This is a genomic window from Bacteroides sp., from assembly GCF_028690125.1.
Classification (GTDB): Bacteria; Bacteroidota; Bacteroidia; order Bacteroidales; family Bacteroidaceae; genus Bacteroides.
The window spans coordinates 187355-211218 of the sequence record NZ_JAQVBV010000004.1 but is presented as its reverse complement, the minus strand read 5'-3'; the positions used below and the strand labels follow the sequence as shown (position 1 = coordinate 211218).

The 23864-nt window shown below is 38.5% G+C and carries 17 protein-coding genes; 8 read left to right on the top strand and 9 right to left on the bottom strand.

Translation table 11 applies throughout. From position 1 onward, the window contains the following. Positions 1–93 precede the first annotated feature (93 nt). Entirely contained in the window at positions 94–1167 is a 1074-nt protein-coding gene (locus PHO71_RS04480; protein ID WP_300199544.1) for a nitronate monooxygenase family protein, read from the bottom strand. 392 nt (positions 1168–1559) lie between these two features. On the opposite strand from PHO71_RS04480, the gene PHO71_RS04475 reads away from it, so the two are divergent. Then, complete coding sequence (locus PHO71_RS04475; protein ID WP_300199541.1) at positions 1560–2495, top strand: AraC family transcriptional regulator; 936 nt, start codon at positions 1560–1562, stop codon at positions 2493–2495. Positions 2496–2527: 32 nt separating this feature from the next. On the opposite strand, the gene PHO71_RS04470 is transcribed toward PHO71_RS04475, so the two are convergent. The 5 genes from PHO71_RS04470 to PHO71_RS04450 are packed head-to-tail and all read right to left on the bottom strand — an operon-like array spanning position 2528 to position 8536. Further along, on the bottom strand, positions 2528–3595 hold the full coding sequence (locus PHO71_RS04470; protein ID WP_300199538.1) for a uroporphyrinogen decarboxylase family protein: 1068 nt from the start codon (positions 3593–3595) through the stop codon (positions 2528–2530). Between the two features lie 12 nt (positions 3596–3607). Then, the gene (locus PHO71_RS04465) at positions 3608–4327 is read right to left on the bottom strand and encodes a vitamin B12 dependent-methionine synthase activation domain-containing protein (RefSeq protein WP_300199535.1); all 720 of its coding nucleotides are present in this window, start codon (positions 4325–4327) and stop codon (positions 3608–3610) included. An 11-nt stretch (positions 4328–4338) separates the two neighbouring features. Then, entirely contained in the window at positions 4339–5340 is a 1002-nt protein-coding gene (locus tag PHO71_RS04460) for a uroporphyrinogen decarboxylase family protein (protein ID WP_300199532.1), read from the bottom strand. A gap of 11 nt (positions 5341–5351) precedes the next feature. Next, positions 5352–6020, bottom strand: a complete 669-nt coding sequence (locus tag PHO71_RS04455; RefSeq protein WP_300199529.1) for a cobalamin-dependent protein — start codon at positions 6018–6020, stop codon at positions 5352–5354. A 29-nt stretch (positions 6021–6049) separates the two neighbouring features. Beyond that, positions 6050–8536 carry a hypothetical protein gene (locus PHO71_RS04450; RefSeq protein WP_300199526.1) on the bottom strand — a complete coding sequence of 829 codons (2487 nt, stop codon included), beginning with the start codon at positions 8534–8536 and terminating at the stop codon, positions 6050–6052. A gap of 252 nt (positions 8537–8788) precedes the next feature. On the opposite strand from PHO71_RS04450, the gene PHO71_RS04445 reads away from it, so the two are divergent. From PHO71_RS04445 to PHO71_RS04420, 6 genes are all read left to right on the top strand, one after another. Beyond that, the gene (locus tag PHO71_RS04445; protein WP_300199523.1) at positions 8789–9577 is read left to right on the top strand and encodes a Cof-type HAD-IIB family hydrolase; all 789 of its coding nucleotides are present in this window, start codon (positions 8789–8791) and stop codon (positions 9575–9577) included. 21 nt (positions 9578–9598) lie between these two features. After that, positions 9599–11596 carry an AAA family ATPase gene (locus tag PHO71_RS04440; protein WP_300199520.1) on the top strand — a complete coding sequence of 666 codons (1998 nt, stop codon included), beginning with the start codon at positions 9599–9601 and terminating at the stop codon, positions 11594–11596. 87 nt (positions 11597–11683) lie between these two features. Next, positions 11684–13495, top strand: a complete 1812-nt coding sequence (locus PHO71_RS04435) for a S8 family serine peptidase (protein WP_300199516.1) — start codon at positions 11684–11686, stop codon at positions 13493–13495. 20 nt (positions 13496–13515) lie between these two features. Then, positions 13516–14499, top strand: coding sequence for a PorV/PorQ family protein (locus PHO71_RS04430; protein ID WP_300199514.1), 984 nt, complete (start codon positions 13516–13518; stop codon positions 14497–14499). A gap of 39 nt (positions 14500–14538) precedes the next feature. Continuing rightward, positions 14539–17055: an AsmA-like C-terminal region-containing protein gene (locus tag PHO71_RS04425; RefSeq protein WP_300199511.1), complete on the top strand. Its 2517-nt coding sequence runs from the start codon at positions 14539–14541 to the stop codon at positions 17053–17055. A 14-nt stretch (positions 17056–17069) separates the two neighbouring features. After that, a complete protein-coding gene (locus PHO71_RS04420; protein WP_300199509.1) occupies positions 17070–17684 on the top strand; it encodes an L-threonylcarbamoyladenylate synthase in 615 nt (204 codons plus the stop codon). A 243-nt stretch (positions 17685–17927) separates the two neighbouring features. Here the strand turns inward: PHO71_RS04420 and nagB are convergent, their stop codons facing one another. From nagB to PHO71_RS04405, 3 genes are read right to left on the bottom strand one after another with little or no spacing between them, the layout of a single operon-like run. Then, positions 17928–18740 (bottom strand): glucosamine-6-phosphate deaminase, encoded by an 813-nt coding sequence (gene nagB, locus PHO71_RS04415; RefSeq protein WP_300199506.1) that lies wholly within the window; start codon positions 18738–18740, stop codon positions 17928–17930. Positions 18741–18786: 46 nt separating this feature from the next. Continuing rightward, positions 18787–19983: an FprA family A-type flavoprotein gene (locus PHO71_RS04410; RefSeq protein WP_300199504.1), complete on the bottom strand. Its 1197-nt coding sequence runs from the start codon at positions 19981–19983 to the stop codon at positions 18787–18789. A gap of 55 nt (positions 19984–20038) precedes the next feature. Further along, on the bottom strand, positions 20039–21010 hold the full coding sequence (locus PHO71_RS04405) for a TIGR01212 family radical SAM protein (protein WP_300199501.1): 972 nt from the start codon (positions 21008–21010) through the stop codon (positions 20039–20041). Positions 21011–21608: 598 nt separating this feature from the next. On the opposite strand from PHO71_RS04405, the gene PHO71_RS04400 reads away from it, so the two are divergent. Then, positions 21609–23813 (top strand): glycoside hydrolase family 3 C-terminal domain-containing protein, encoded by a 2205-nt coding sequence (locus PHO71_RS04400; protein ID WP_300199498.1) that lies wholly within the window; start codon positions 21609–21611, stop codon positions 23811–23813. The last annotated feature ends 51 nt before the right edge of the window (positions 23814–23864 follow it).

The window sequence follows — 23864 nt, the reverse complement described above, 5'->3', positions numbered from 1 at the left end:
GTTTTCTAGAGACTAATCTTCACATAAAGAAAAAGTCTTAAAAAGAAAAAATATTGATATCAAATTTACATAGAATAAATATAAAACAGATAATTATACCAACTTATGAGTTGCTAAGAAGAACTCACATTCAAGCTTATTTATGACCTCCTTTACACTACTTATTTTTTCAGCAAGAAAGGCATTACTACCTGCAAATGCATATCCTTTCTTCATATTCCCTTTAGCTGCATTATATAGAGCTTTAATTATACAATAGGGGCTTTGGGTATAATCACATGTTTTGAGACAGTGGTATGAGCATGTTTTGGGTCTCTCCATACCGTTATTTACACTTTGAATAAAAGCTCCGTCAATAGCTCTGCCCGGCATTCCGACAGGACTTTCAATTATAAGTACATCTTTGGATTTGGAATGAATATATACTTCTTTGAAAGTTACTGAAGCATCACACTCCCAAGTTGTTACAAAAATACTTCCCATTTGCACCCCGGAAGCCCCCAGCCCAATAAAACGTGCAATGTCTCCACCTGTGGAAATTCCACCGGCAGCAATTACCGGAATCTGTTTCTTTTCCTTATAGTTGGATGCAATCGCCACCACTTCGGGAATTAATACTTCCAATGCATAATTCTGATCTTGCAACTGCTCTCTTTTAAATCCTAAATGTCCACCAGCTTTAGGCCCTTCTACTACAATAGCATCGGGCAGATAATTATAATTCTTCTCCCATTTGTCACAGATGATTTTAGCCGCTCTTGAAGAAGATACAATGGGGACTAATTTAGTGGTACTTCCGGGAGTTAAGTATGAAGGCAGATCAAGCGGAAGCCCTGCGCCAGAAAATATAACATCAATTTTTTCATTAATTGCGGTACGTACCATATCCGCATAATCTGATAAGGCAACCATAATGTTCACACCAATAACGCCCTTCGTTTTCTTACGTGCCTTTTGAATCTCTTCTTTCAGTCCTTCAATACATTTTTCAGCATAAGTACCTTTTTCTCTAGGATAAAGCAATCCTAATCCTGCGCATGAAATGACGCCTATTCCACCTTCATTTGCTACCGCCGATGCTAAACCGGACAATGAAACTCCTACGCCCATACCACCTTGTATAACAGGTGTCTTTATTTCAATATTGCCTATAAAAAATGATTTCATATGTTTCTATACCTTTCAAGAGTAATGTAAATATTCTATTTTGTTATTTACCAATAATTATTAATTCGGAGTGAGGAGGATAATTAAAGAAGAATGCCACTTACTAATAATATATTAAAAGAAGAATTATGCGATAATGGATCATTGCCAGACTCTGGCACAAAAGTAGTGCTATAATATTAAAAAATACAGGTTTGTTATTTATATTTTAAGATAAAAGAGATTATTATCATTTATTAATCAATGAGGAGATATCACTCTATCTTTCACGTACACTTATATGTCTACAAACAAAATGAAATGGTCCACTATATTTGTCTCTGGCAATGGTGAATATCTTGCCATTGTAATATGATTTACATATATTTGTGCGAAATTCATTGCATCAGAATATGAAAAACAAAAATCTTTTCAAATATCTCGTCAGTAGTGAAAAGGATTTACTCTGGGGATTAATCGTTGATAATGTAGGTCAAGCTGAAATTAGTAAAGACTATAAAATTTACCCACCTCAGGTAGGACATCCTACAGATTATTATTTTACTCTCCAATACGGACGTATACTGGATAATTATCAACTTATTTACATATCCAAAGGAAACGGTACCTACTTCACCTCCCCTAATGAAAGCATTTCAATAACAACTGGTGATATGCTGATCATACCACCCTATACATGGCACAGCTACTACCCTGACAAAAAAACCGGGTGGCAAGAATACTGGATAGGTATGCGCGGTCCCCATCTGGATGCAAAGTTTAAAAACGGTTTTTTTGGAATAAACCGATTGGTTTATAAAGTGGGGTTACGTGAAGACATTATTCAGTTATTCAATCAGGCTATGGATTTAGCTTTAGCGGAACAAGCAACTTACCAACAAACATTAGCAGGAATTGGCAATCTAATCCTGGGAATGGCTATTTATTATGACAGTAATCAATATTTTAAAAATAATGCAATCATAGAACAAATTAATCAGGCCCGTATAATTATGAGAGAAAACTCTCTGGCAGGAATATCACCAGAAGAAGTTGCTCAACAGATTAATATGGGATATTCGCGGTTCAGGAAACTTTTCAAAGAATACACAAATGTTTCACCGGCACACTTTATCCTAGAACTGAGAATACAAAAGGCAAAAAGTTTATTACTCAATTCCTCTCTGAGTGTAAAAGAGATTTCTTATATGGTCGGATACGAAGATTCGACCTATTTTACATCACTTTTTAAGAAGCTTACAGAGTTTACACCTGTAACTTACAGGAAACAATTTTCCTCCAATAAGAAACAGAACACGTCCGATTTACAAGACAATATAAATATATAAAAACCGGTACTGTGTTTCTTTGTTATATCTCATCATGGTTTGTATAACTTCACTGTATCTATCATTGCCAATATATTTTCTACCGGTGTTCCAGCTTGTATGTTATGGCACGAGCAGCAAATATAACCTCCATTCTTTCCGAGCGTGTCCAAACACATTGCGGTTTCTTCGATCACCTCACTGACTGTTCCCATCGGCAGAATCCGTTGATTCTCCACTCCTCCGTGAAAAACAAGGTCATTCCCATATTGTTGCTTCAAATTTACCGTGTCCATACCCGGGCAAACATGCTGTATCGGATTCAGAATATCTATTCCACATTCTATCAATCCGGGGATTAAAGGAAGAACGGCCCCGTCGGTATGATACAACACCTTCTTTCCATAACTATGAATGAGATCACACCAATTCTTCAGTCTGTATTTGAAATGTGTTTCCCACGATTCTAACGAAATCAACATACTGTCCTGCATACCCATGTCATCGCTTATAAATACGATGTCAAGATCATCGTTCAGTTCAGTCAGCATCCGTTCCAGCATCACTGTTTGAATGGCATCAATGCGTTCTACCGTCGCGTCCAGAAATTCGGGATTTGCCAAAGTATCCATGAATGCATTTTCCAGTCCGCGCATCTGGCAGTATATTTCAAAATGGGATATCCAGGGGCCGATAGTTGCGAAATTCCAGGAACGGGCTGCTTTTGCCAATGCTTTTGCACCTGTATAATCAAATCTATCCGGATCAGGCCAGGAATGATAACCAAGCAACTCTGAGATATCCATATAATCTGCAATCGGAGGATCAATATATTCCTGATATGTAGCCAAACCTGCTTTTATCATCCGGGTAGGAACCCCCCACATGGTTATCTCACCACTATCGTTCGGATCAAAAAAGCGTCCCCCATAACCTGGAAATATCCAAACAATTTTATCTATTCCCAACTGGTGATAAACTGCCAGTTCGTCTTGTAATGAAGTGTATTCACGTAGTGAATCAAGAACTTCGGGCGTACACCAGAGATCTATCGGTGGGCGATCGATGGGCTGACGGTTTATTGTTGCCCAAATACGTTCTTTAGGGGTCATAATATCCATATTATTAATAAATTACGAATTATTTGTTCTATATTGATTATTTTTCAACTTCCGGTAAATACATGTAAAATTGTTACAAATATCACAAGAGTAACTACTTTTCTTTACCTTCTTACCAATCCCTATAATACCGCTCACCGATTTTATAGGAATCATCAGACAACTATCCGAAAGTAAAATATTGCATTTATTGAAAGGTAGTAATGAAAAAAGCTGTTTCTGATCATCTATGGGCCAGTTACAATAACCGGGACTATAGCGATTAGTAATATTCATCCCATTTTTTTGCATCTGCCTTTCGAACTCCGACTGAATGAAATCCATTGACTTTTCGACCAAAACACTTCCCAATGTATCCACAACATATCCTTTCAGATAGTCGCCTTCCTTATTATATTTTCGAGCATAATCTGAGAATCCTTGTCCTGCAGTACAGATAAAAACAGCCATCATTTCTGCTCCTTCCATCAATTTACAGATTTTATGTGACGTTTTTATCACCCAGTCTTCTATTCTTATCTCTCCTATTTCTGGATACCTTTCAATATTCTCAAAAATAACGTATCCTCCTTGTATGTCAGAAATTTCATGTAATTTCGCATAGATGTCCATTACCTCACTCACTACCGGATTGTCCAATGAATGATCATCTTCATGAAGCATATCCAAAACATCTTCAGGGAGAATACCCGTTTCCGAGATTGCCGGACTATAATGAATAAATGTAGCCATCAAAAAGTGATCTATATTCTACTATTAAAAACTGAGAGTGCATTATAATATGCCTGAATATTTTCAGCCGGAACACAAGGGGGGACATCACAACCGGTCGATAATACAAAATTCGGAGACTCCGCAGTCTGTTCCAATAATGAAAGCACTTCCTTTTCAATTTGCTCCGGTGACATCATACGGAGTACCGCCACAGGATTTATATTGCCCATTACCAAGACATCAGCAGGACTCTGTTTCAAGGCCTCTATCATCGATATCGCATTGCCAAAATGGTAGGCCTTAGCTCCTGTATACAACATAGCATCTGTACATTGACCAATATTGCCACAATTATGTAAAGTTACCATAAACGATTCATCCTGCACATGATCAATAACGCTTTTTATATATACGGAAGAAAATTGCAAACAATCTTCATTCGATAATAATCCGGCTGCCGGTTCGGCAATGATCACCCCGGAACAGCCGGTTCGTTTCAGTTCCATACAATACATTTCTATAAAGCGGGAACACTTTTCGAGTAACAAAGCAATAGTATCCGGTTCCAAATAGCAAGCTACCATAATCTCAGACATTCCATATAATCTTCCGGCAAGAGAGAATGGACCTATGACTCCGGCAAAAACAGGTTTATCTGTTATCATTTCCACAGCCATCTTATTTGCTGTTATATATTCGGATATTCTACCGGAAGACAAAGAAGGAATTTGCAGTCCCTGTATCCCAGCAGAATCTACCAGACTTCCTAAAATATGTGGCATATCATTTTCGGGGAATGCAATAGCACTTCCAAAAGCTTCCGCCTCCACCGTCAAATCCATGATTACCGTAGCAGCTTTCGATGGATATTTATTACTCAGCTCATTAATTGCCTGTGCATGTATCTTTCCGTTTTGAACAGCGTCTTTAACGGTAGCACCTATCATCTCAATCCCGGGATGTGTCATAATGGGTATGGTACAACGTTCACGGGTAGTAATAATATCATTTATCCATTTATCAATATTCATATTATTCTATTTTATGCGATCAACTTATCCAAAATCTCCACCAATTCCTGAGGCTCATTTGTATAGTAATCAGCCCCAATCTTTTTTGCAAACTCATTATTCAATGGAGCACCACCGACACAAGTTATTATCTCAGGAAATTCCGATTTAATCATCTTATTTATTTTTTCCATATTAACCATCGTCGTCGTAAGTAAGGCAGACATTCCGACAAATGCTCCGGGGTTCATTTTTATAGCATCAATAAATTGATCGGCAGAAACATCTACACCTAAATCTATGACCTCATAACCATTCCCTTCGGCAATCATACTCACCAGATTCTTTCCTATATCATGCAAATCCCCCTCTACTGTTCCAATGATCAACTTTCCCTTTCTTTTCACGGAGCCATCCATAAAAAACGGTTTCAGATGTGCCATAGCTCCGTTCATAGCTTTGGCACTCATCAACACTTGCGGTACAAAAACCTTATTCTCACGAAATTTCACTCCAATACGTCCCATACCCACAATCAACCCTTTTGAGAGAACGTCAGAAGGAAAAACGCCCTCTTCCAATGCCTGTAAAGTGAGTTCATCTGCACCCGGCTGCCCTTTCATACTAGGCGGATAAGGAGAGTTTTGATTAATTTTTCCATTCTCCACACATAATGCGATTTGTTCTAAAATATCGTTCATAATTTGATACTGTTATAATATTAGTAACTTTACTTGCCGTATAATCTAAATTTTACCGGTGTCTTACAGCTATAAGTAAAGGAGGTCTTACCATTTTTTTCTACCTTCACATCTGTTGTCTTATTCTGTATAACCAATTTATATTTCAATGCCGGATTTAAACCTTGAATAACAAACCGGTAATCATCTGTAGAATTCACTTCCCATGAAATATCATTCTCGAAACATGGCTTCAATGTTATATCAATTGGTAAAGTAGACTCTCCGAAAACTTTCAAGAGTGTTTTTTCTTTATTATGCGGATACGCTATCAATCCTCCTTCTTGGGAAGAAACACCAAAAGCCTCCCGACATTTTACCGAAAATTTATCTGTTTGGATCTCATAATCATCGACATTCAACCTAATACGATAATCGATATCCCGTAACGTATAATTAAATTCTGTTCCATTAAGCATTTCAGACATATTCGGTTCCAATCCCATTCGGTTCCATCTTGGACGTATTCCATAAATATCTCTGTAAAGAGCTGTTACGCTGGTACAAATTCCCGCCAAAATATCTGAGCCCTGTCCTTCTTGTGTCTTACGGCTATATCTTTGAGACGAAAGTCCGTCTTTTTTATACTGTGCCAGAATATTGCGGATATATTTTAAAGCAATATGCTTGTCATATCCTACATAAGCTCTAACTCCCAGATATCCCCATGTAGGAAAAATATCTCCATTCTCATAGGTTGGAAAAGGCCAGTTACCATCTGAAACTTCCTCTCTCTTGAAAGAGTCAAAGCAAAGGGGCCAATGAAAAAGATTCTCTGCAGTAGTTCTTTTCTCAATCTGCTGAAGTATTTGGGAAATCCGCTTCTTATCGTCACATAAGCCAAATGCGATTACCGCAAAATTGACCGGAGTCACCAGATTATCTCCATGTACAGAGCCATCTTTATCCCTCCAATAAACATACTGTTTTTTCTCCGGTGACCAGAAACCTCCCTCGTAAATCGCTTTATTGAAGTTCTCTTTTAACTTCAATGCTACTTTAGTATAATAATCTGACTTGATTTTATCTCCTAAGACACGTTCGCAACCTGCCCACAGATTCAGAGCTTCATACATCTGGGCATTAACAAATGCGTTCTCAAAACTTGCCCAAACAATATCTAACCAATCGCTTGCCTTCTCTTCCTTTATAGAATTATTCATCATTTCGAAAATTCCATTGCCATTCGAATCTCTTTTTATCAACCAATCCAAGGCTTTTTCGCAACTAACTTTATGAGACTGAAGCCACTGAATATCACCACACAGATCAAATTGTTCCGCGGCATTGATCACATAACCTGTCTGAGAATCTATTGTATAGCCCCACCTTGCTTCATAATATCCGGTTTTATAATTAAATGTTCCCGGAATCTGATCGTCACCCGCATTATGCCACCGTGATAAAACACGTCCATCCTCCTTCATTGCATAATCTCTTTCGCGGTCCAATGTCGATGACATATTTCGTATGTAATTACCATCATTCAAAGCCATTCCAATCTGAGAGAAGAAAGGTTCATGTAAACACTTCCAATTGGTAGTCCATCCGTTAGCTCCTACAATAGCATTATCTACTACTCCATATCTCCCTGTAGTATTCATCAGTTCACGAACAACTTCTGCATCTATACCTGGAAGAGTTCCTCTTGAATATTCGGCAGCATAATCTACATATTTCATTTCAAGCGTCATGCTTACTGCTCCTTTCCGAACATCAAATGGACTAAATACATCCGCTTTCTGATGAACAAACCGACTCAATTCATATCGGGGTTCAAGTTCTTCATCTGTTACGAAATGGGTACAAACAAATTCATTTTTATCACTTTGCGAATATTTCGCTGCAATATGTTTACCTTCTGATATTGCCTTGATACGTAATGCATTTCCTGTATCAGGATTCCAAAAAGTCACTCCTCCGGTATGTACTCCATAAGTATCATTCACATTACTCAAATACTTGCACCAAACCATTCCTCCATTATCCAGAATTCCTCCTTTCCATATAGAAAGATCTGCAAAATTCCATTGAGGTAAAGCTGTTTCCTCAAACTTTGCAAGGTTACTATATTCACGATTAATATTCCAGAGTATTTTATCATCAACCAATTCAAAACTCCATGATTCATTCACCTTGACCGACTGATCTCCATAAACGATGTTTTTTATAAGGATCTTATTGGGTAATTTCTCAACCTTTACTTCTTCTGAACCGCCATAGGAAGTAAACACACCACCTTTTGTCGTGAAACCAGTATAAACACCTGACTCAGACAACACATTTTTACCCTTTACTTTTAACTGTGTTATCTTGCAACCATTTGAATAGACAAGCTGCAAAACTAGTTTTTGATCAGGATCAGCGATAGTCATTTTCTTTGATACCGGGTCGTGAGACATTTCATTATTCAGAGCATAACATTTTAGAGTAAACAAAGATATTACTAAAAAAGAAAAGGTTATTAGTTGTCTCATATTCATGTATTAAATAAATTAAGTTAGTAAGGAAAATACTGATATAATAATTTGGGAACAAAGGTCAGCATATTTTTTTCTTTGGAACATGAGAATTTGTTTTTTATACATGATATTATGATACAATCATCCAATATCACCAATATACTAAAATAAAATCATGACTAGGATTATACGACTAAAACAATTATCTTTGCTAGCTGTTTATTGAGACTTACAAGTATATAAATATACTCAATTCAAAAGAAATTTATGACAAGAGCTTTATTTTTTGATATAGACGGGACATTAGTCAGTTTTAAAACGCATCGTATTCCGGCATCTACTGTTGAGGCATTGGAAGTAGCTCATGCAAAAGGTATCAAAATATTTATTGCTACCGGACGTCCCAAAGTTATTATCAACAATCTTACTGAGTTGCAAGACAGAAATCTGATCGATGGATACATCACCATGAATGGTGCCTATTGCTTTGTTGGAGATGAAGTTATTTATAAAAGTGTAATTCCACAAGAAGAAGTAGATGCAATGGCAGTATTCTGCAAAAAAGAAGATGTTCCATGTATCTTTGTAGAAGAACATAATATTTCTGTTTGCCAACCTAATGATTTGGTAAAACAAATTTTTTATGATTTTCTACACGTGAATACCTTTCCTACTGTCTCTTTCGAAGAAGCAACAAGCAAGGAAATCATTCAAATGACACCTTTTATCACAGAAGAACAAGAGAAGGAAGTGCGTCCGTCTATTCCTACTTGCGAAATAGGACGTTGGTATCCCGCATTTGCTGACGTGACTGCCAAAGGTGTTACCAAGCAAAAGGGCATTGACGAGATAATCCGCTTTTTTAGCATGAAACTGGAAGATACGATGGCATTCGGAGATGGTGGAAATGATATCAGTATGCTTCGCCACGCGGCTATCGGAGTAGCCATGGGACAAGCTAAAGAAGATGTAAAAGCCGCCGCAGATTATATCACGACTTCGGTTGATGAAGACGGAATCAGGAATGCAATGAAACACTTCGGAATTATTGATTAATTGATTAGTGGCTTCAAAAAAATGAATGTAGACACTAGCAACACAGCCTTTCAGGATGCTCTCAATCTGATTCAATATACCCGCCAGTCGGTTTTTCTGACAGGTAAAGCGGGAACCGGAAAATCCACTTTTCTGCGCTATGTCTGCGAACATACCAAAAAGAAACATGTTGTACTCGCACCAACCGGTATTGCCGCGATCAATGCCGGAGGGAGTACCATGCACAGTTTTTTTAAACTGCCTTTTTATCCTTTATTACCGGATGATCCCAATTTAAGCTTGCAACGCGGACGTATCCATGAATTCTTCAAGTATACCAAACCACATCGCAAGTTGCTGGAACAGATTGAACTGGTAATTATCGACGAAATTTCAATGGTACGGGCTGATATCATCGATGCGATTGATCGTATTTTACGTGTCTATTCTCATAATTTACGCGAACCATTCGGAGGGAAGCAGTTATTATTAGTAGGAGATGTATTCCAATTGGAACCTGTCGTGAAAAACGATGAGCGGGATATATTAAACCGCTCCTATCCTACCCCTTATTTTTTCTCAGCACGTGTATTCAACCAGATTGACCTGGTATCCATCGAACTTCAAAAAGTATATCGTCAGACTGACCAAGTGTTTGTGAATGTCCTTGATCATATTCGTACCAATACAGCTGGAGCTGCCGACTTACAACTTTTGAATACTCGTTATGGAACCCAGATTGAAGAATCGGAAGCCGATATGTATATTACATTGGCTACCCGAAGAGATACGGTTGATTCAATCAACGACAAGAAGTTAGCCGAACTTCCGGGAGAACCCATTACTGTTGAAGGGAGTATCGAAGGCGACTTTCCTGAAAGTAGTCTGCCAACCTCACAAGAACTCGTAATAAAACCGGGTGCACAAGTCATTTTCATCAAGAACGATTTCGACCGCCGATGGGTAAATGGAACTATTGGCGTAATAGCCGGCATTGATGATGAAGAAGAGACAATCTATGTTATTACTGACAATGGGAAAGAATGTGACGTAAAGCGGGAAACGTGGAGAAATATCCGTTATCACTACAACGAGAAAACAAAAGAGATCGAAGAAGAAGTGCTAGGTAGTTTTACACAGTATCCTATTCGGCTGGCATGGGCTATCACTGTGCATAAAAGTCAGGGACTTACCTTTAGCCGGGTAGTAATAGATTTTACAGGAGGTGTGTTTGCAGGAGGACAAGCATATGTTGCCCTCAGCCGGTGCACATCACTGGATGGTATTCAACTGAGGAAGCCAATCAATCGCACAGATATCTTTGTTCGTCCTGAAATAATAAATTTTGCAGGACGCTTCAATGACCGTCAGGCGATTGATAAAGCGTTAAAGCAGGCACAAGCCGATGTACAATATGCTGCTGCCTCGCGGGCTTTTGATAAAGGAGAGATGGAAGAATGTCTGGAGCAATTCTTCCTTGCCATACATTCACGGTATGACATTGAAAAGCCCGTCGCCCGCCGTTTAATTCGCCGTAAACTCGGGGTTATCAATACATTAAAAGAGCAAAACAGAAACCTTAAAGAACAAATGAGGGAGCAACAGGAAAAGTTACGCCAATATGCACATGAATATGTATTGATGGGGAATGAATGCGTCACCCAGGCACATGATTCCCGTGCAGCCCTTGCCAACTATGACAAAGCTCTCAGCCTCGATCCCGACTACCTGGAAGCTTGGATTCGAAAAGGAATTACCCTTTTCAATCAAAAAGAATATTTTGATGCCGAAAATTGTTTTAATACAGCAGTCAGCCTGAGACCGACTGAATTCAAAGCTGTTTATAACCGGGGGAAACTCCGTCTGAAGTTAGGCAATGCGGAAGGTGCTATTGCCGATTTGGATAAAGCAACCTCATTAAAGCCTGAACATGCAGGTGCTCATGAACTCTTTGGAGATGCTTTGTTGAAATCCGGAAAAGAAGAGGAAGCCGCCTTACAATGGCGCATTGCTGAAGAAATCAGAAAGAAGAAATCCTAAAATCATTTGGTTTTTACAATTGAAAACGTAACTTTGTGCAACTCTTCATTGTTTAATAGCTGATTAGATAGATTTAATATTTGTTATATGAAGAAATTTATTTTATTTTTTCTTTCCATCTGCTGGCTGAGTGCTTGCAACGATGATGTCGATCTCAATATTTCCTCTACAGAGGAAACTATTATAGATAATTCAACATCTAACTTCTCAGAAGAAGATGTTGTCAAAGGTTTAATGAGGATCAAATTAAAAGAGGAACCGAAAGGACAGGTCGCGGTCAGAAGTGTTAACGGTAAAGTTTCTACCGGAATAAAGGCTTTGGATGGTTCAGCGTCAATTCTGAAAATCACTCGGATGGAACGTACCTTTCCTTACACTGAGAAATATGAGGAACGTACCCGTAGGGAAGGATTAAATCTTTGGTATGATGTATGGTACTCGGAAGAAGTGGCTACCACCCGTGCAGTTAATGAAATCGAAATACTGGATGGGATTGAAATAGCTTGCCCTGTTCATAAGGTTTCAACCAGAGCGGTAACACTACCTTGGAATGATCCTTATCTTGACAAGCAGTGGAACTTTTATAATTCAGGAACAGAAAACTGGCAAGTTGCAGGTGCAGATATTCGGTTAGCTGATATATGGGAACAATACAACGGAAATCCCAATGTTATCGTAGCAGTAGTAGATGAAGGTGTCGATGTGGAGCACCCGGATTTACGTGGCAATTTATGGAAAAACCCCAATGAGATTCCCGGAAACGGTATAGATGATGATAAAAACGGTTATATAGATGATGTATATGGATATAACTTTGTATCTAACAATTCTAATATCACCCCTGATAACCACGCTACACACGTAGCTGGAATCATAGGAGCTGTTAATAATAACGGAGAAGGAGTCTGTGGAATCGCAGGCGGAAACGGCAACCCTAATAGTGGTGCAAAAATTATGTGTTGCCAAATGCTTGATGGTTATCGTGACTCCCAAGGTGCTGCAGCCATCAAATACGCTGCAGATAACGGAGCGGTAATTTGCCAGAACAGTTGGGGATACAATAATAACAGCACAATTGATCCTGTTGATAAAGAGGCAATAGACTATTTTATTAAATATGCTGGTTGTGATAATGATGGTAATCAGTTACCTGATAGTCCTATGAAAGGAGGAATCGTCCTTTTTGCTACCAACAATAACAATAGTTCCAACCCTAAAAATGCAACTCCGGCTGACTATGAAAAAGTGATAGGAGTGGCTGCCATCCGATCTGATTATAAAAAAGGTTCTTACTCCAATTATGGTGATTATATTGATATCTGTGCCCCGGGAGGAGAAAATAAGAAAATAGACCCCAATAATACTGTGCTTGGAAAAGAGATATATAGTACATTCCCATTTGGTTCATACAATTATTTATATGGAGTTTCTATGGCATGTCCTCATGTAGCCGGTGTAGCAGCTCTTGTCGTAGAAAAGTATGGAGTAGGAAAAAAGGGATTTACAGCTGAACAATTAAAAGAAATCCTGTTAAGCACTGCTTATGACGTTAATGGTTACAATCCCAATTACATAGGACAATTAGGCAATGGATGTGTAAATGCAACCGCCGCCCTGCAAGCAGAACTTCCCAATGTAAATACCAGTAGTAAAAACTTTCTTTTAAGATCGAACCCAATTACTAATGGGACGTTATTATTCCGTGTCAATTACGAATTAGGAGGAAACGCAACTGTTACAATTTATAACAGCTTGGGTAACAAAGTCTTCCGTAAAAACATTACTGTTAAACAATATGTCACTACTTCGTTGGATATTAACAAATTAGCAGGAGGTTATTACACCATCGAATACGAATGTAATGGTAAAAAGATAAAAGATAGATTCATCAAATATTAATTTAAACCGAATATATACTTATGAAAAAAATATTGTTTAGTATCTTTATCCTTACTTTTGCATGGAATGTAAAAGCGCAAGATGATTTAGCTCCTATCAATACCGGAGCAGTCAATTTCCTTACTATTACTCCAGATGCACGTAGCGCGGGGATGGGAGGTGTAAGTGTCGCTTTGCCCGGGAATAACAATGCTGTTTTTTATAATGGAGCAACATCGATTATTAGTCCTCAAAACGGAGGGGTTACCTATACGTATGCTCCATTAATGCGCGATTACGAATCCGGACATTCTTTAAACAGTCTCGGTGGTTTTTACAAGATTAACGAACGTAATGTTATTTTAGGTGGATTTCGTTACTATAATTATCCATCGACGGGCATAATCAATGGTAATGAAGAAATGTACGAAAGCATAAACCCCAAAGAATGGGTCATCGATCTGGGGTATGCCCGCGAAATAATTCCAAATTTAGCTGTATCGGCAACAGCAAAACTTATACATTCTGATATGGGAAAAATTGGCGGAGCCCAAAGTGCTAATGCGTTTGCAGTGGACTTAGGTGCTGTTTATCAAAGAAGTTTCAAATTCATGGATAAAGCAAGTTGGACAGCCGGAGTACAAGTCAGCAATCTCGGATCAAAAATCAAATATCTGAAAAATAAAGAAAGTTTGCCGGCTTTTATTAAAGCTGGTGGTTCTGTAGATTTATCTTTTAATCCAATTCATCGTTTGATAGTGGCCGCCGATTTAGGATACAGAATGGTTCCTTCGGACGTACGAGCTCTTGGAATCAGCGCAGGAGCCGAATATACCTTAGTAGAACATTTTCTGTTTCGCGGAGGATATCATTATGGAGACAAAAAGAAAGGAGATGCAAACTATGCCACAGCAGGTTTAGGCATACACTACCTCGGAGCTCAAGTAGACTTTTCATGGCTATTTGCCGAAAAGAACACCCCCATGAGAAACTCGTATTGGTTATCTTTTGGTTATACTTTTTAATAGGATTTATTATTCATTCAACAATAAAAAAACCGTTTTATGAAAAAAGGTTTGAAAATCGCAGCTATCACAGTAGGAGTAATTATTATACTTATGCTCCTTCTTCCCTTTGCCTTCGAGGGTAAAATAGCAGGGATTGTGAAAACAGAAGGTAATAAAATGCTTAATGCACAATTTGATTTCAAGGATCTCAGTATTAGCTTATTCCGGGACTTTCCACAGGCTTCCGTCACTTTAGAAGATTTCTGGCTGAAAGGTACGGGCAATTTTGCTAGTGACACTCTTGTACAAGCAGGAAAAGTAACTGCCGCCATCAATTTATTTTCTCTCTTTGGAGATAGCGGATACGATATTTCTAAGATTTTCATTGAAGATACCCGCCTTCATGCTATTGTTCTACCCGACGGAAGAGCCAATTGGGATATTATGAAACCGGATTCAACAGCAAAAGTAGAAACACCGGATACTGAAGCGGAAGCCTCTTCTCCCTTCAAAGTCAAAATGCAACGTTTCGTCATCAAAAACATGGATTTGACTTATGATGATCAGCAAGCCAAAATATATGCTGATATTCATAATTTCAATGCTCTTTGTGCCGGCGATCTAGGAAGTGATCACACTACATTGAAACTGGAAGCAGAAACGGAAGCACTAACCTACAAAATGAATGGTATTCCTTTTCTGGCTAATGCAAAGATTTCCACCAAAATGGATGTAGATGCCGATCTTGTTAATAATAAATATATCCTTAAAGACAATACCTTTCAACTTAATGCCATTCAAGCAGGTATCGACGGTTGGTTTGCCTTGAAGGGTCCGGCTATAGACATGGATTTCAAACTCATTACTAATGATATAGGATTTAAAGAGATTCTGTCTTTAATTCCATCCATCTATGCAACTGAGTTTTCGAGTTTAAAGACAGATGGAACTGCTACCCTTACAGCATCCGCTAAAGGTATTCTGCAAGGAGACACTGTCCCCACTTTTAATCTTGATATGCAAGTAAAGAACGCCATGTTCCGCTATCCTGCTTTGCCAGCGGGTGTAGACCAAATCAATATCAGCGCCAAAATAGAGAATCCGGGAGGAAATATCGATCTGACCACTATCAGCATCAATCCTTTCAGCTTTAATCTGGCTGGAAATCCATTCAAACTGATAGCTGATATAAAAACTCCTGTCAGTGATCCGGACTTCAAAGCCGAAGCTAAAGGAATGCTTAACTTAGGAATGATCAAGCAAGTTTATCCAATGGATGATCTCGCATTAAATGGAACAATCAATGCTGATATGCAAATGTCCGGACGACTTTCTTATATAGAAAAAGAGCAATATGACAACTTTAAAGCATCCGGCACAATTGGTCTGACAGATATGAAACTCAAAATGAAAGATATGCCGGATGTAGAAATAAAGAAATCACTCTTTACGTTTACTCCCCAATTTCTGCAACTGAGCGAAACGACTGTAAATATGGGCAAAAATGATATTACTGCAGACAGCCGTTTCGAAAACTATATCGGTTATGTACTGAAAGGAACTACCCTGAAAGGCAGTTTGAACGTTCGTTCCAATTATCTTAACCTGAATGATTTTATGACTGCTTCTACAGATAGTACTTCTACTGCATCTACTTCACCCCAGACCTCCACTACCGATTCCATATCTGTAACCGGCATTGTTGAAGTACCCCGCAATCTCGACTTGCAAATGGATGCAAACTTAAAACAGGTATTGCTTGATAAGATGTCATTCAATAATGTGAACGGTAAACTTATTGTAAAGGACGGAAAAGTAGACATGAAGAATCTCTCTATGAATACTATGGGTGGCAATGTCGTGATGAATGGCTACTACTCTAGTATGAATGTGAAAAAGCCGGAAGTAAAAGCCGGATTTAAGCTTACTGATATCAGCTTTACACAAGCTTATAAAGAACTGGATATGGTGCAAAAGCTTGCTCCTATTTTTGAAAATTTGAAAGGTAATTTCTCAGGTGGTATCGACATACTGACTGAGCTGGATGCAACGATGACTCCGGTACTTAATACAATGCAGGGAGATGGTAGTCTATCTGTTCGTGATCTCAGTCTTAGTGGAGTAAAATCTATCGATCAGATTGCTGATGCTATCAAACAGCCGAGCTTAAAAGACGTGAAAGTGAAAGACATGAAAATTGATTTCACCATTAAAGACGGTAGGGTGAACACTAAACCTTTCGACATCAAAATGGGAGATTACACACTAAACCTCTCCGGTAGTACAGGGCTGGATCAGACTATCGACTACATCGGTAAAATTAAACTTCCCGCCTCCGGCAGTTTCTCCAAACTATCAACGGTAGATTTGAAAATTGGTGGTTCTTTTACTTCTCCCAAAGTAAGTGTAGATATGAAAAGTATGGCGAATCAAGCTGTTGAAGCCGCAGCTGAAGAGGCGATCGACAAACTAGGCAAAAAATTAGGTCTGGATTCCGGTTCTACTTCGAATAAAGATTCCCTCAAACAGAAAGCAGCGGAAAAGGCATTGGATTTACTGAAAAAATTGAAATAGATAAAAAGTTAATTATGCTTTTAAAACTATATGATAAAAACAACAATCCGCAAGACTTACAACGGGTTATTGATATTTTAAACGATGGCGGACTTATCATCTATCCAACCGATACGATGTACGCTATTGGTTGCCACGGACTAAAAGAACGTGCCATCGAACGAATTTGCCGCATCAAAGAGATAGACCCGCGCAAAAACAATTTATCTATTATCTGTTATGACCTCAGTAGTATCAGTGAATATGCCAAAGTAGACAATAACGTATTCAAGCTGATGAAACATAATCTTCCAGGTCCATTCACTTTTATCCTGAACGGAACAAACCGGTTACCTAAAATCTTCCGCAATCGTAAAGAAGTAGGTATCCGTATGCCGGATAATAACATTATACGTGAAATTGCCCGTTTATTGAATGGACCTATCATGACAACAACGTTACCCTACCAAGAGCATGAAGACTTGGAATATATGACTGATCCGGAATTAATAGACGAGAAATTCGGAGATAAGGTAGATTTGGTAATTGATGGAGGTATCGGAGGCATAGAACCTTCAACAATAATAAAATGTACAGAAGACGAACCAGAAGTTATCCGACAGGGAAAAGGCTGGTTGGAAAAGACCTAAAATTCAAACAATTATGATAAGAAGAAACCATCATCATAGTCTTCCTCAAATATTAATGTGCCAAAAGTCTATAAACAGTATCTTTTTAGAAGCAAACGCGGATAAACGCGGATCTTAGAACATAAAATCCGCATTATCCGCGTCAAAAAAATTACATATCGATAGGCTATTTTACTTTTGGCACATTCTCAAATGCTTTAAAACGAGACATTTCAAATAGCTTATTTTTATATCAAATGTCGATCATCTAATCAAAGATTCAGGGTCCAGATGACCTGCTTCAATATCTTTAAAATAACGATAAGTACCTACTCTCAGTTCTTCGGTAGCAGCATCATCACAAACAATGATTCCTTTTTCGTGCATCTGCAATGCACTGATTGTCCACATCTGAGTGATAGCACCCTCTACAGCATGATATAAAGCACGGGCTTTATTATGTCCGTTCACGATAATCATCACTTCCTTAGCAGAAAGGACAGTACCTACACCAACAGTCAGAGCAGTCTTAGGAACTTTATTAATGTCATTATCAAAGAAACGGGAATTAGCAATAATCGTATCCGTAGTCAGAGTTTTCTGACGAGTACGTGAAGATAAAGAAGATCCCGGCTCGTTGAAAGCAATATGTCCATCCGGTCCGATACCACCCATAAAGAGATCAATACCGCCATAAGACTTAATCTTTTCTTCGTAACGCGCACATTCCGCATCCAGATCAGGAGCATTGCCGTTCAGAATATTTGTATTCTCCGGTTTAATGTCGATGTGACTAAAGAAATTGTTCCACATGAATGAATAGTAACTTTCAGGATGTTCTTTCGGTAAGCCTACATACTCATCCATATTAAATGTTACAACATTCTGGAAAGAAACGATCCCTTTTTTATTCAGATCAATCAAAGCTTTATACATCCCCAAAGGAGAAGATCCGGTAGGGCAACCCAATACAAACGGTTCATCGGGAGTTGGATTAGCAGCTTTTATTTTTGCTGCAACATAATGTGCAGCCCACAGAGATACGGACTGATAGTCCGGCTGAATAATAAGTCTCATAAGTCGATTATTTTATAGGTTAGTCAATAAATTTATCTTATCACGATTAACGATCTTTCTTCAAACGGTCCGCCATCGCACGAGCCAGATTCTCACATTGAGTATAAGTAATATCTTTCATCGCCTGTTTCATTTCCACCGGATCGCCTACCAACTCAAATTTGCTCTTTTCCGCAAATTCTGCCATACGCTTCACGGCAGCACCTGCCCATGTGAAAGAACCAAACGTTCCCAAATAACGTCCCTTTAGTTCACGTACCAAAATCTTGGATAAAAGAGATTCTATTTCAGGAAAAATTTGATTGCTATAAGTAGGAGAACCAATAATCAATCCCTTATACCGGAAAATATCCGCTATAATATAAGAAGGGTGGGTCTTAGTCACATTGTGCATCACAATATTCTTGATACCTTGTGCCGAAAGTTCTTCGGCTATCGCTTCAGCCATTTGTTCCGTGTTTCCATACATACTGCCATAGGCTATCACTACTCCTTCGTCAGCATCATAACGACTCAAACGGTCATAGATACCAATTACCTTAGCTATATTTTCCGTCCAGACAGGTCCGTGTGTAGAACAAATTGTAGATATAGGAAGCCCTCCCAATTTCTGCAAAGCTTTCTGTACCGGACTACCATATTTACCTACAATATTGGAGTAATAACGAACCATCTCCCCCCAATATCTATCCAGATTCATACGAGTATCCAGAAAGCCACCATCCAACGTACCGAAACACCCAAATCCGTCGCCAGAGAAAAGAATGCCCTCCGTTTCATCAAATGTCATCATTGTTTCCGGCCAGTGTACCATAGGAGTCATATAAAAACGAAGTTTATGACGGCCTAATGCTAGGAAATCTCCGTCTTTCACTAAATACTGTTCACCTGTTACTCCATAGAAACCCTCGATCATACCGAACGTTTGCTTATTACCTACAATGATAATATTCGGATAGTGTTGCTTAATCAACCGGATAGATCCTGAATGGTCCGGTTCCATATGGTTTATAATCAAATAATCGATAGGACGCTCGCCGATCACTTGTTTGATTTTCCGCAGATATACCTCAAAATAACAGATATCTACTGTATCAATTAAGGCAATCATTTCATCATCAATTAGATAAGAGTTATACGAAACTCCGTAGGGTAAAGGCCACATCGCCTCAAAACGGTGTTTGCTACGGTCATTTACTCCCACATAGTGGACATTTCCTTTAATTCTTGTTTTCTCTTCCATTCTTCAACTTTATTAATTTCCCCTCACCACTTTGATATCTGTCAAAGGCCAATATCTATTCAGTGGTAAATTTATCTCCCGCAAAAATAACTCTTTTTTCCGAATCCATAAGCCTCTTACCTTGATAAGCCCCTCTTTCTTTCATTCTTTTTTGCAAACGGGTTACAAATTCATAATTTTTTAATCCCCAATCCGGAGCAATCAGTAGCTCTTTAGGAGACTGAGAAACAAAACGCTCTAATACCAAATCAGGTCTTAAATGTTCCACATAATCAATTACCAGATCAATATATTCATCAACTTCCGTAAACAAATGAAAATCAGAAGGATTCTCCATATATTCGTGTGCCATACGAGTTCCGCGAATCAACTGCAATTGATGTATTTTTAAAGTTGAGACAGGCAATTTAGAAAGTACTTCAGCTTGTGCCACCATCCTATCATGAGTTTCTCCGGGAAGTCCCAGAATGATATGCCCTCCTGTCAGAATGCCACAAGCAGCAGTCCGCTGAACCGCTTCAACTGTATCTGCATAAGTATGCCCCCTGTTGATACGCCGCAAGGTTTCATCACAAGTGCTTTCCATGCCATATTCTACCATCAGAAAAGTTTGCCGGTTCAGTTTTTCCAGATAACGAAGTAAATCCTCCGGCATACAGTCCGGACGAGTACCAATAACTAAACCAACCACTCCATCTACTTCGAGAGCCTCTTCATATTTACGCTTCAATCCTTCTAATTCCGCATATGTATTTGTATACGCCTGAAAATATGCCAGATATTTCATTTCGGGATATTTATGGGCAAAGAAACGTTTTCCTTCTTCCAATTGAATTGCAATAGATTTTTCAGTCCGGCAATAATCTGGATTGAAAGTCTGATTGTTGCAGTAAGTACAGCCTCCCCACCCTTTAGTACCATCACGATTGGGGCACGTAAAACCGGCGTTCACCGATATTTTTTGTACCTTATAAGAAAAATATTTTTTCAGAAAAGTAGAAAAATCATTATATAGATGTTCAGCCATTTTCTTTTTATATTACTATTTTGTTTATTCCACAAAGGTAGTAAAAACCAATGAGTCCTAAAAGTCATACCAACATATATTCAATATATCAAAATATTCATAAAGTTTATAAGTTTTTTTAATCTTTGCATAGATTCCGAAAGATTTTAATTAATTTTGCGTAGATTTTAGGCAATGCCGAGAGGACACTTGCGAAAGTATTGTGCAATTTATTCCCCAATTATGATTTCATCTCACCATACCCCATGCAACTCTCGTCAATAAAATTTCCTCTTTATATTCTGAATAAGGACGTAAAGAGGATTTTTTATATTTCAACCGATAATGAACTTTCTCCTCTGATATCAATTCGTTATTAAAATAGTAAATCGCAAGAAAGAAAAAATAAGTAAATATATATATATTTTATTCAAACATTTATTAAAACTTTCAATTCTGTATTATTTTATATATATTTGTTCTAATATTCAAGCAATTACTATGAAACTATTTATTCTTATTCTTTCTCCACTATCGACTAATGGGATAAAAATAAACTTTCATCCCCAATATTCGGAATGACTTGAAATCGTAGAACGGAATCTAAAACAATAAAACCATGATGAAACAATGGATAGCAGCTTGTATAGCAGTAACTTTTGCATTTCAAATACAGGCACAGAATAATGTACAGAACCAGTATCCTTATCAAGATACCAAACTCTCTCCCGAAGAACGCGCAGATGACTTGCTTCAACGTTTGACATTAAAAGAAAAAGTCTCCTTGATGCAAAATGCCTCTCCTGCAATTCCACGCCTAGGTATCAAACCTTACGAATGGTGGAGTGAAGCTCTTCACGGAATAGCACGCGCGGGACGGGCTACAGTTTTTCCACAATCTATCGGTATGGCAGCCTCTTTCGATGATACTTTGCTTTACGAAGTTTTCAATGCTGTTTCAGATGAAGCACGAGCAAAAAATCGTGATTTTAATGACAAAGGACAATATAATCGTTATCAAGGTTTGACAGTATGGACTCCTAATATCAACATCTTTCGTGATCCACGTTGGGGACGTGGTCAGGAGACTTATGGAGAAGATCCTTATCTGACAGGGCGTATGGGAATGGCAGTAGTCAGAGGCTTACAAGGACCGGAAGACGCCGACTATAATAAGCTTCATGCATGTGCCAAACACTTTGCCGTACACTCCGGTCCTGAATGGAGCCGCCATCATTTCAATGCTGAGAATATAAATACCAGAGATTTATGGGAAACTTATCTTCCGGCATTTAAAGACCTGGTACAGAAAGCAGGAGTAAAAGAAGTGATGTGTGCTTACAACAGATTTGAAGGAGACCCTTGTTGTGGTAGTAAACGTTTGCTCACTCAAATTCTTCGCAATGAATGGGGATATAAAGGTATTGTAGTCTCTGATTGTGGAGCTATCGGTGATTTCTTTCAACCTCATAATCATGAAACTCATCCGGATGCTGCACATGCTTCAGCTGATGCCGTACTAAGCGGAACTGATCTGGAATGCGGCGATCACTACAAAAGTATAACAGAAGCTGTGGAAAAAGGATTGATTCCGGAAGAAAAAGTCAATACTTCTGTCAGAAGGTTGTTAAAAGCTCGTTTCGAATTGGGAGAGATGAATTCTACTCATCCATGGTCAGAGATCCCTTACTCGGTGGTCGATTGTTCCAAACATAGAAAACTGGCCCTAAAAATGGCACATGAGAGTCTGGTATTGCTTCAGAACAAAGATCACTTGCTTCCACTAAATCGTCAGATGAAAGTAGCAGTAATTGGTCCGAATGCAAATGATTCTGTGATGCAATGGGGAAATTACAACGGTTTCCCGTCACACACTATCACTTTATTGGAAGCAATTCGGACTAAACTTACTCAGGATCAAGTAATTTACGAACCGGTATGTGGGCTGACAGATGATGGCAATTCAAAAAACAATACTACACAGAAAATCGATCTGAGCGCACCAAAACTTATGGACAAACTGAAAGAGGCAGATGTTATTATTTTCGCCGGAGGTATCTCTCCACAGTTAGAAGGAGAAGAGATGGAAGTATCAAGTCCCGGATTTAAAGGAGGTGACCGCATAGATATCGAATTACCCGGAGTACAACGTGAGATTCTTGCCTTATTGAAAGATTACAGAAAGAAAGTAGTATTCGTCAATTTCTCCGGTTCTGCCATAGCACTAGTGCCTGAGACACAAAACTGTGACGCTATCTTGCAAGCCTGGTATCCCGGTCAGGCAGGTGGAACGGCAATTGCCGACGTACTTTTTGGAGATTATAATCCAGCAGGACGTTTACCTATTACATTTTATAAAAGTTTGCAACAATTACCGGATTACGAAAATTACTCCATGAAAGGACGTACCTATCGCTACATGACGGAGGAACCTCTTTACCCATTCGGCTACGGATTAAGTTACACATATTTCTCTTATGGAAAAGCTAAGTTGAATCAATCGAAATTAAGCAAAGGTGAGAAAGCTATTCTCACGATTCCTGTAAGTAACATCGGGCAACGAGACGGAGAAGAAGTTGTACAAGTATATATTAGCCGTCCGGACGATAAGGAAGGACCGCAAAAAACACTTCGGGCCTTTCAACGAGTAAATATAGCTAAAGGAAAAAAACAGAATATAAGCATCGAACTTTCTTACGATTCATTCGAGTGGTTTGATATGACGACAAATACAATGAGACCTATTCATGGCACATATAAAATATTATATGGGAATAGTTCTAGAGCTAAAGATTTACGATCTGTCAATATTCAGATTCAATAGATAATTAACCTTAGTCCGGTCATATGCACTAATTTAATTCCGTCAATAAAA

What these genes read in the sequence shown, in the direction of transcription:
- PHO71_RS04480 (WP_300199544.1), bottom strand. Translation starts at nt 1,167, where the DNA reads ATGAAATCATTTTTTATAGGCAATATTGAAATAAAGACACCTGTTATA.
- PHO71_RS04475 (WP_300199541.1), top strand. Translation starts at nt 1,560, where the DNA reads ATGAAAAACAAAAATCTTTTCAAATATCTCGTCAGTAGTGAAAAGGAT.
- PHO71_RS04470 (WP_300199538.1), bottom strand. Translation starts at nt 3,595, where the DNA reads ATGGATATTATGACCCCTAAAGAACGTATTTGGGCAACAATAAACCGT.
- PHO71_RS04465 (WP_300199535.1), bottom strand. Translation starts at nt 4,327, where the DNA reads ATGGCTACATTTATTCATTATAGTCCGGCAATCTCGGAAACGGGTATT.
- PHO71_RS04460 (WP_300199532.1), bottom strand. Translation starts at nt 5,340, where the DNA reads ATGAATATTGATAAATGGATAAATGATATTATTACTACCCGTGAACGT.
- PHO71_RS04455 (WP_300199529.1), bottom strand. Translation starts at nt 6,020, where the DNA reads ATGAACGATATTTTAGAACAAATCGCATTATGTGTGGAGAATGGAAAA.
- PHO71_RS04450 (WP_300199526.1), bottom strand. Translation starts at nt 8,536, where the DNA reads ATGAGACAACTAATAACCTTTTCTTTTTTAGTAATATCTTTGTTTACT.
- PHO71_RS04445 (WP_300199523.1), top strand. Translation starts at nt 8,789, where the DNA reads ATGACAAGAGCTTTATTTTTTGATATAGACGGGACATTAGTCAGTTTT.
- PHO71_RS04440 (WP_300199520.1), top strand. Translation starts at nt 9,599, where the DNA reads ATGAATGTAGACACTAGCAACACAGCCTTTCAGGATGCTCTCAATCTG.
- PHO71_RS04435 (WP_300199516.1), top strand. Translation starts at nt 11,684, where the DNA reads ATGAAGAAATTTATTTTATTTTTTCTTTCCATCTGCTGGCTGAGTGCT.
- PHO71_RS04430 (WP_300199514.1), top strand. Translation starts at nt 13,516, where the DNA reads ATGAAAAAAATATTGTTTAGTATCTTTATCCTTACTTTTGCATGGAAT.
- PHO71_RS04425 (WP_300199511.1), top strand. Translation starts at nt 14,539, where the DNA reads ATGAAAAAAGGTTTGAAAATCGCAGCTATCACAGTAGGAGTAATTATT.
- PHO71_RS04420 (WP_300199509.1), top strand. Translation starts at nt 17,070, where the DNA reads ATGCTTTTAAAACTATATGATAAAAACAACAATCCGCAAGACTTACAA.
- nagB (WP_300199506.1), bottom strand. Translation starts at nt 18,740, where the DNA reads ATGAGACTTATTATTCAGCCGGACTATCAGTCCGTATCTCTGTGGGCT.
- PHO71_RS04410 (WP_300199504.1), bottom strand. Translation starts at nt 19,983, where the DNA reads ATGGAAGAGAAAACAAGAATTAAAGGAAATGTCCACTATGTGGGAGTA.
- PHO71_RS04405 (WP_300199501.1), bottom strand. Translation starts at nt 21,010, where the DNA reads ATGGCTGAACATCTATATAATGATTTTTCTACTTTTCTGAAAAAATAT.
- PHO71_RS04400 (WP_300199498.1), top strand. Translation starts at nt 21,609, where the DNA reads ATGATGAAACAATGGATAGCAGCTTGTATAGCAGTAACTTTTGCATTT.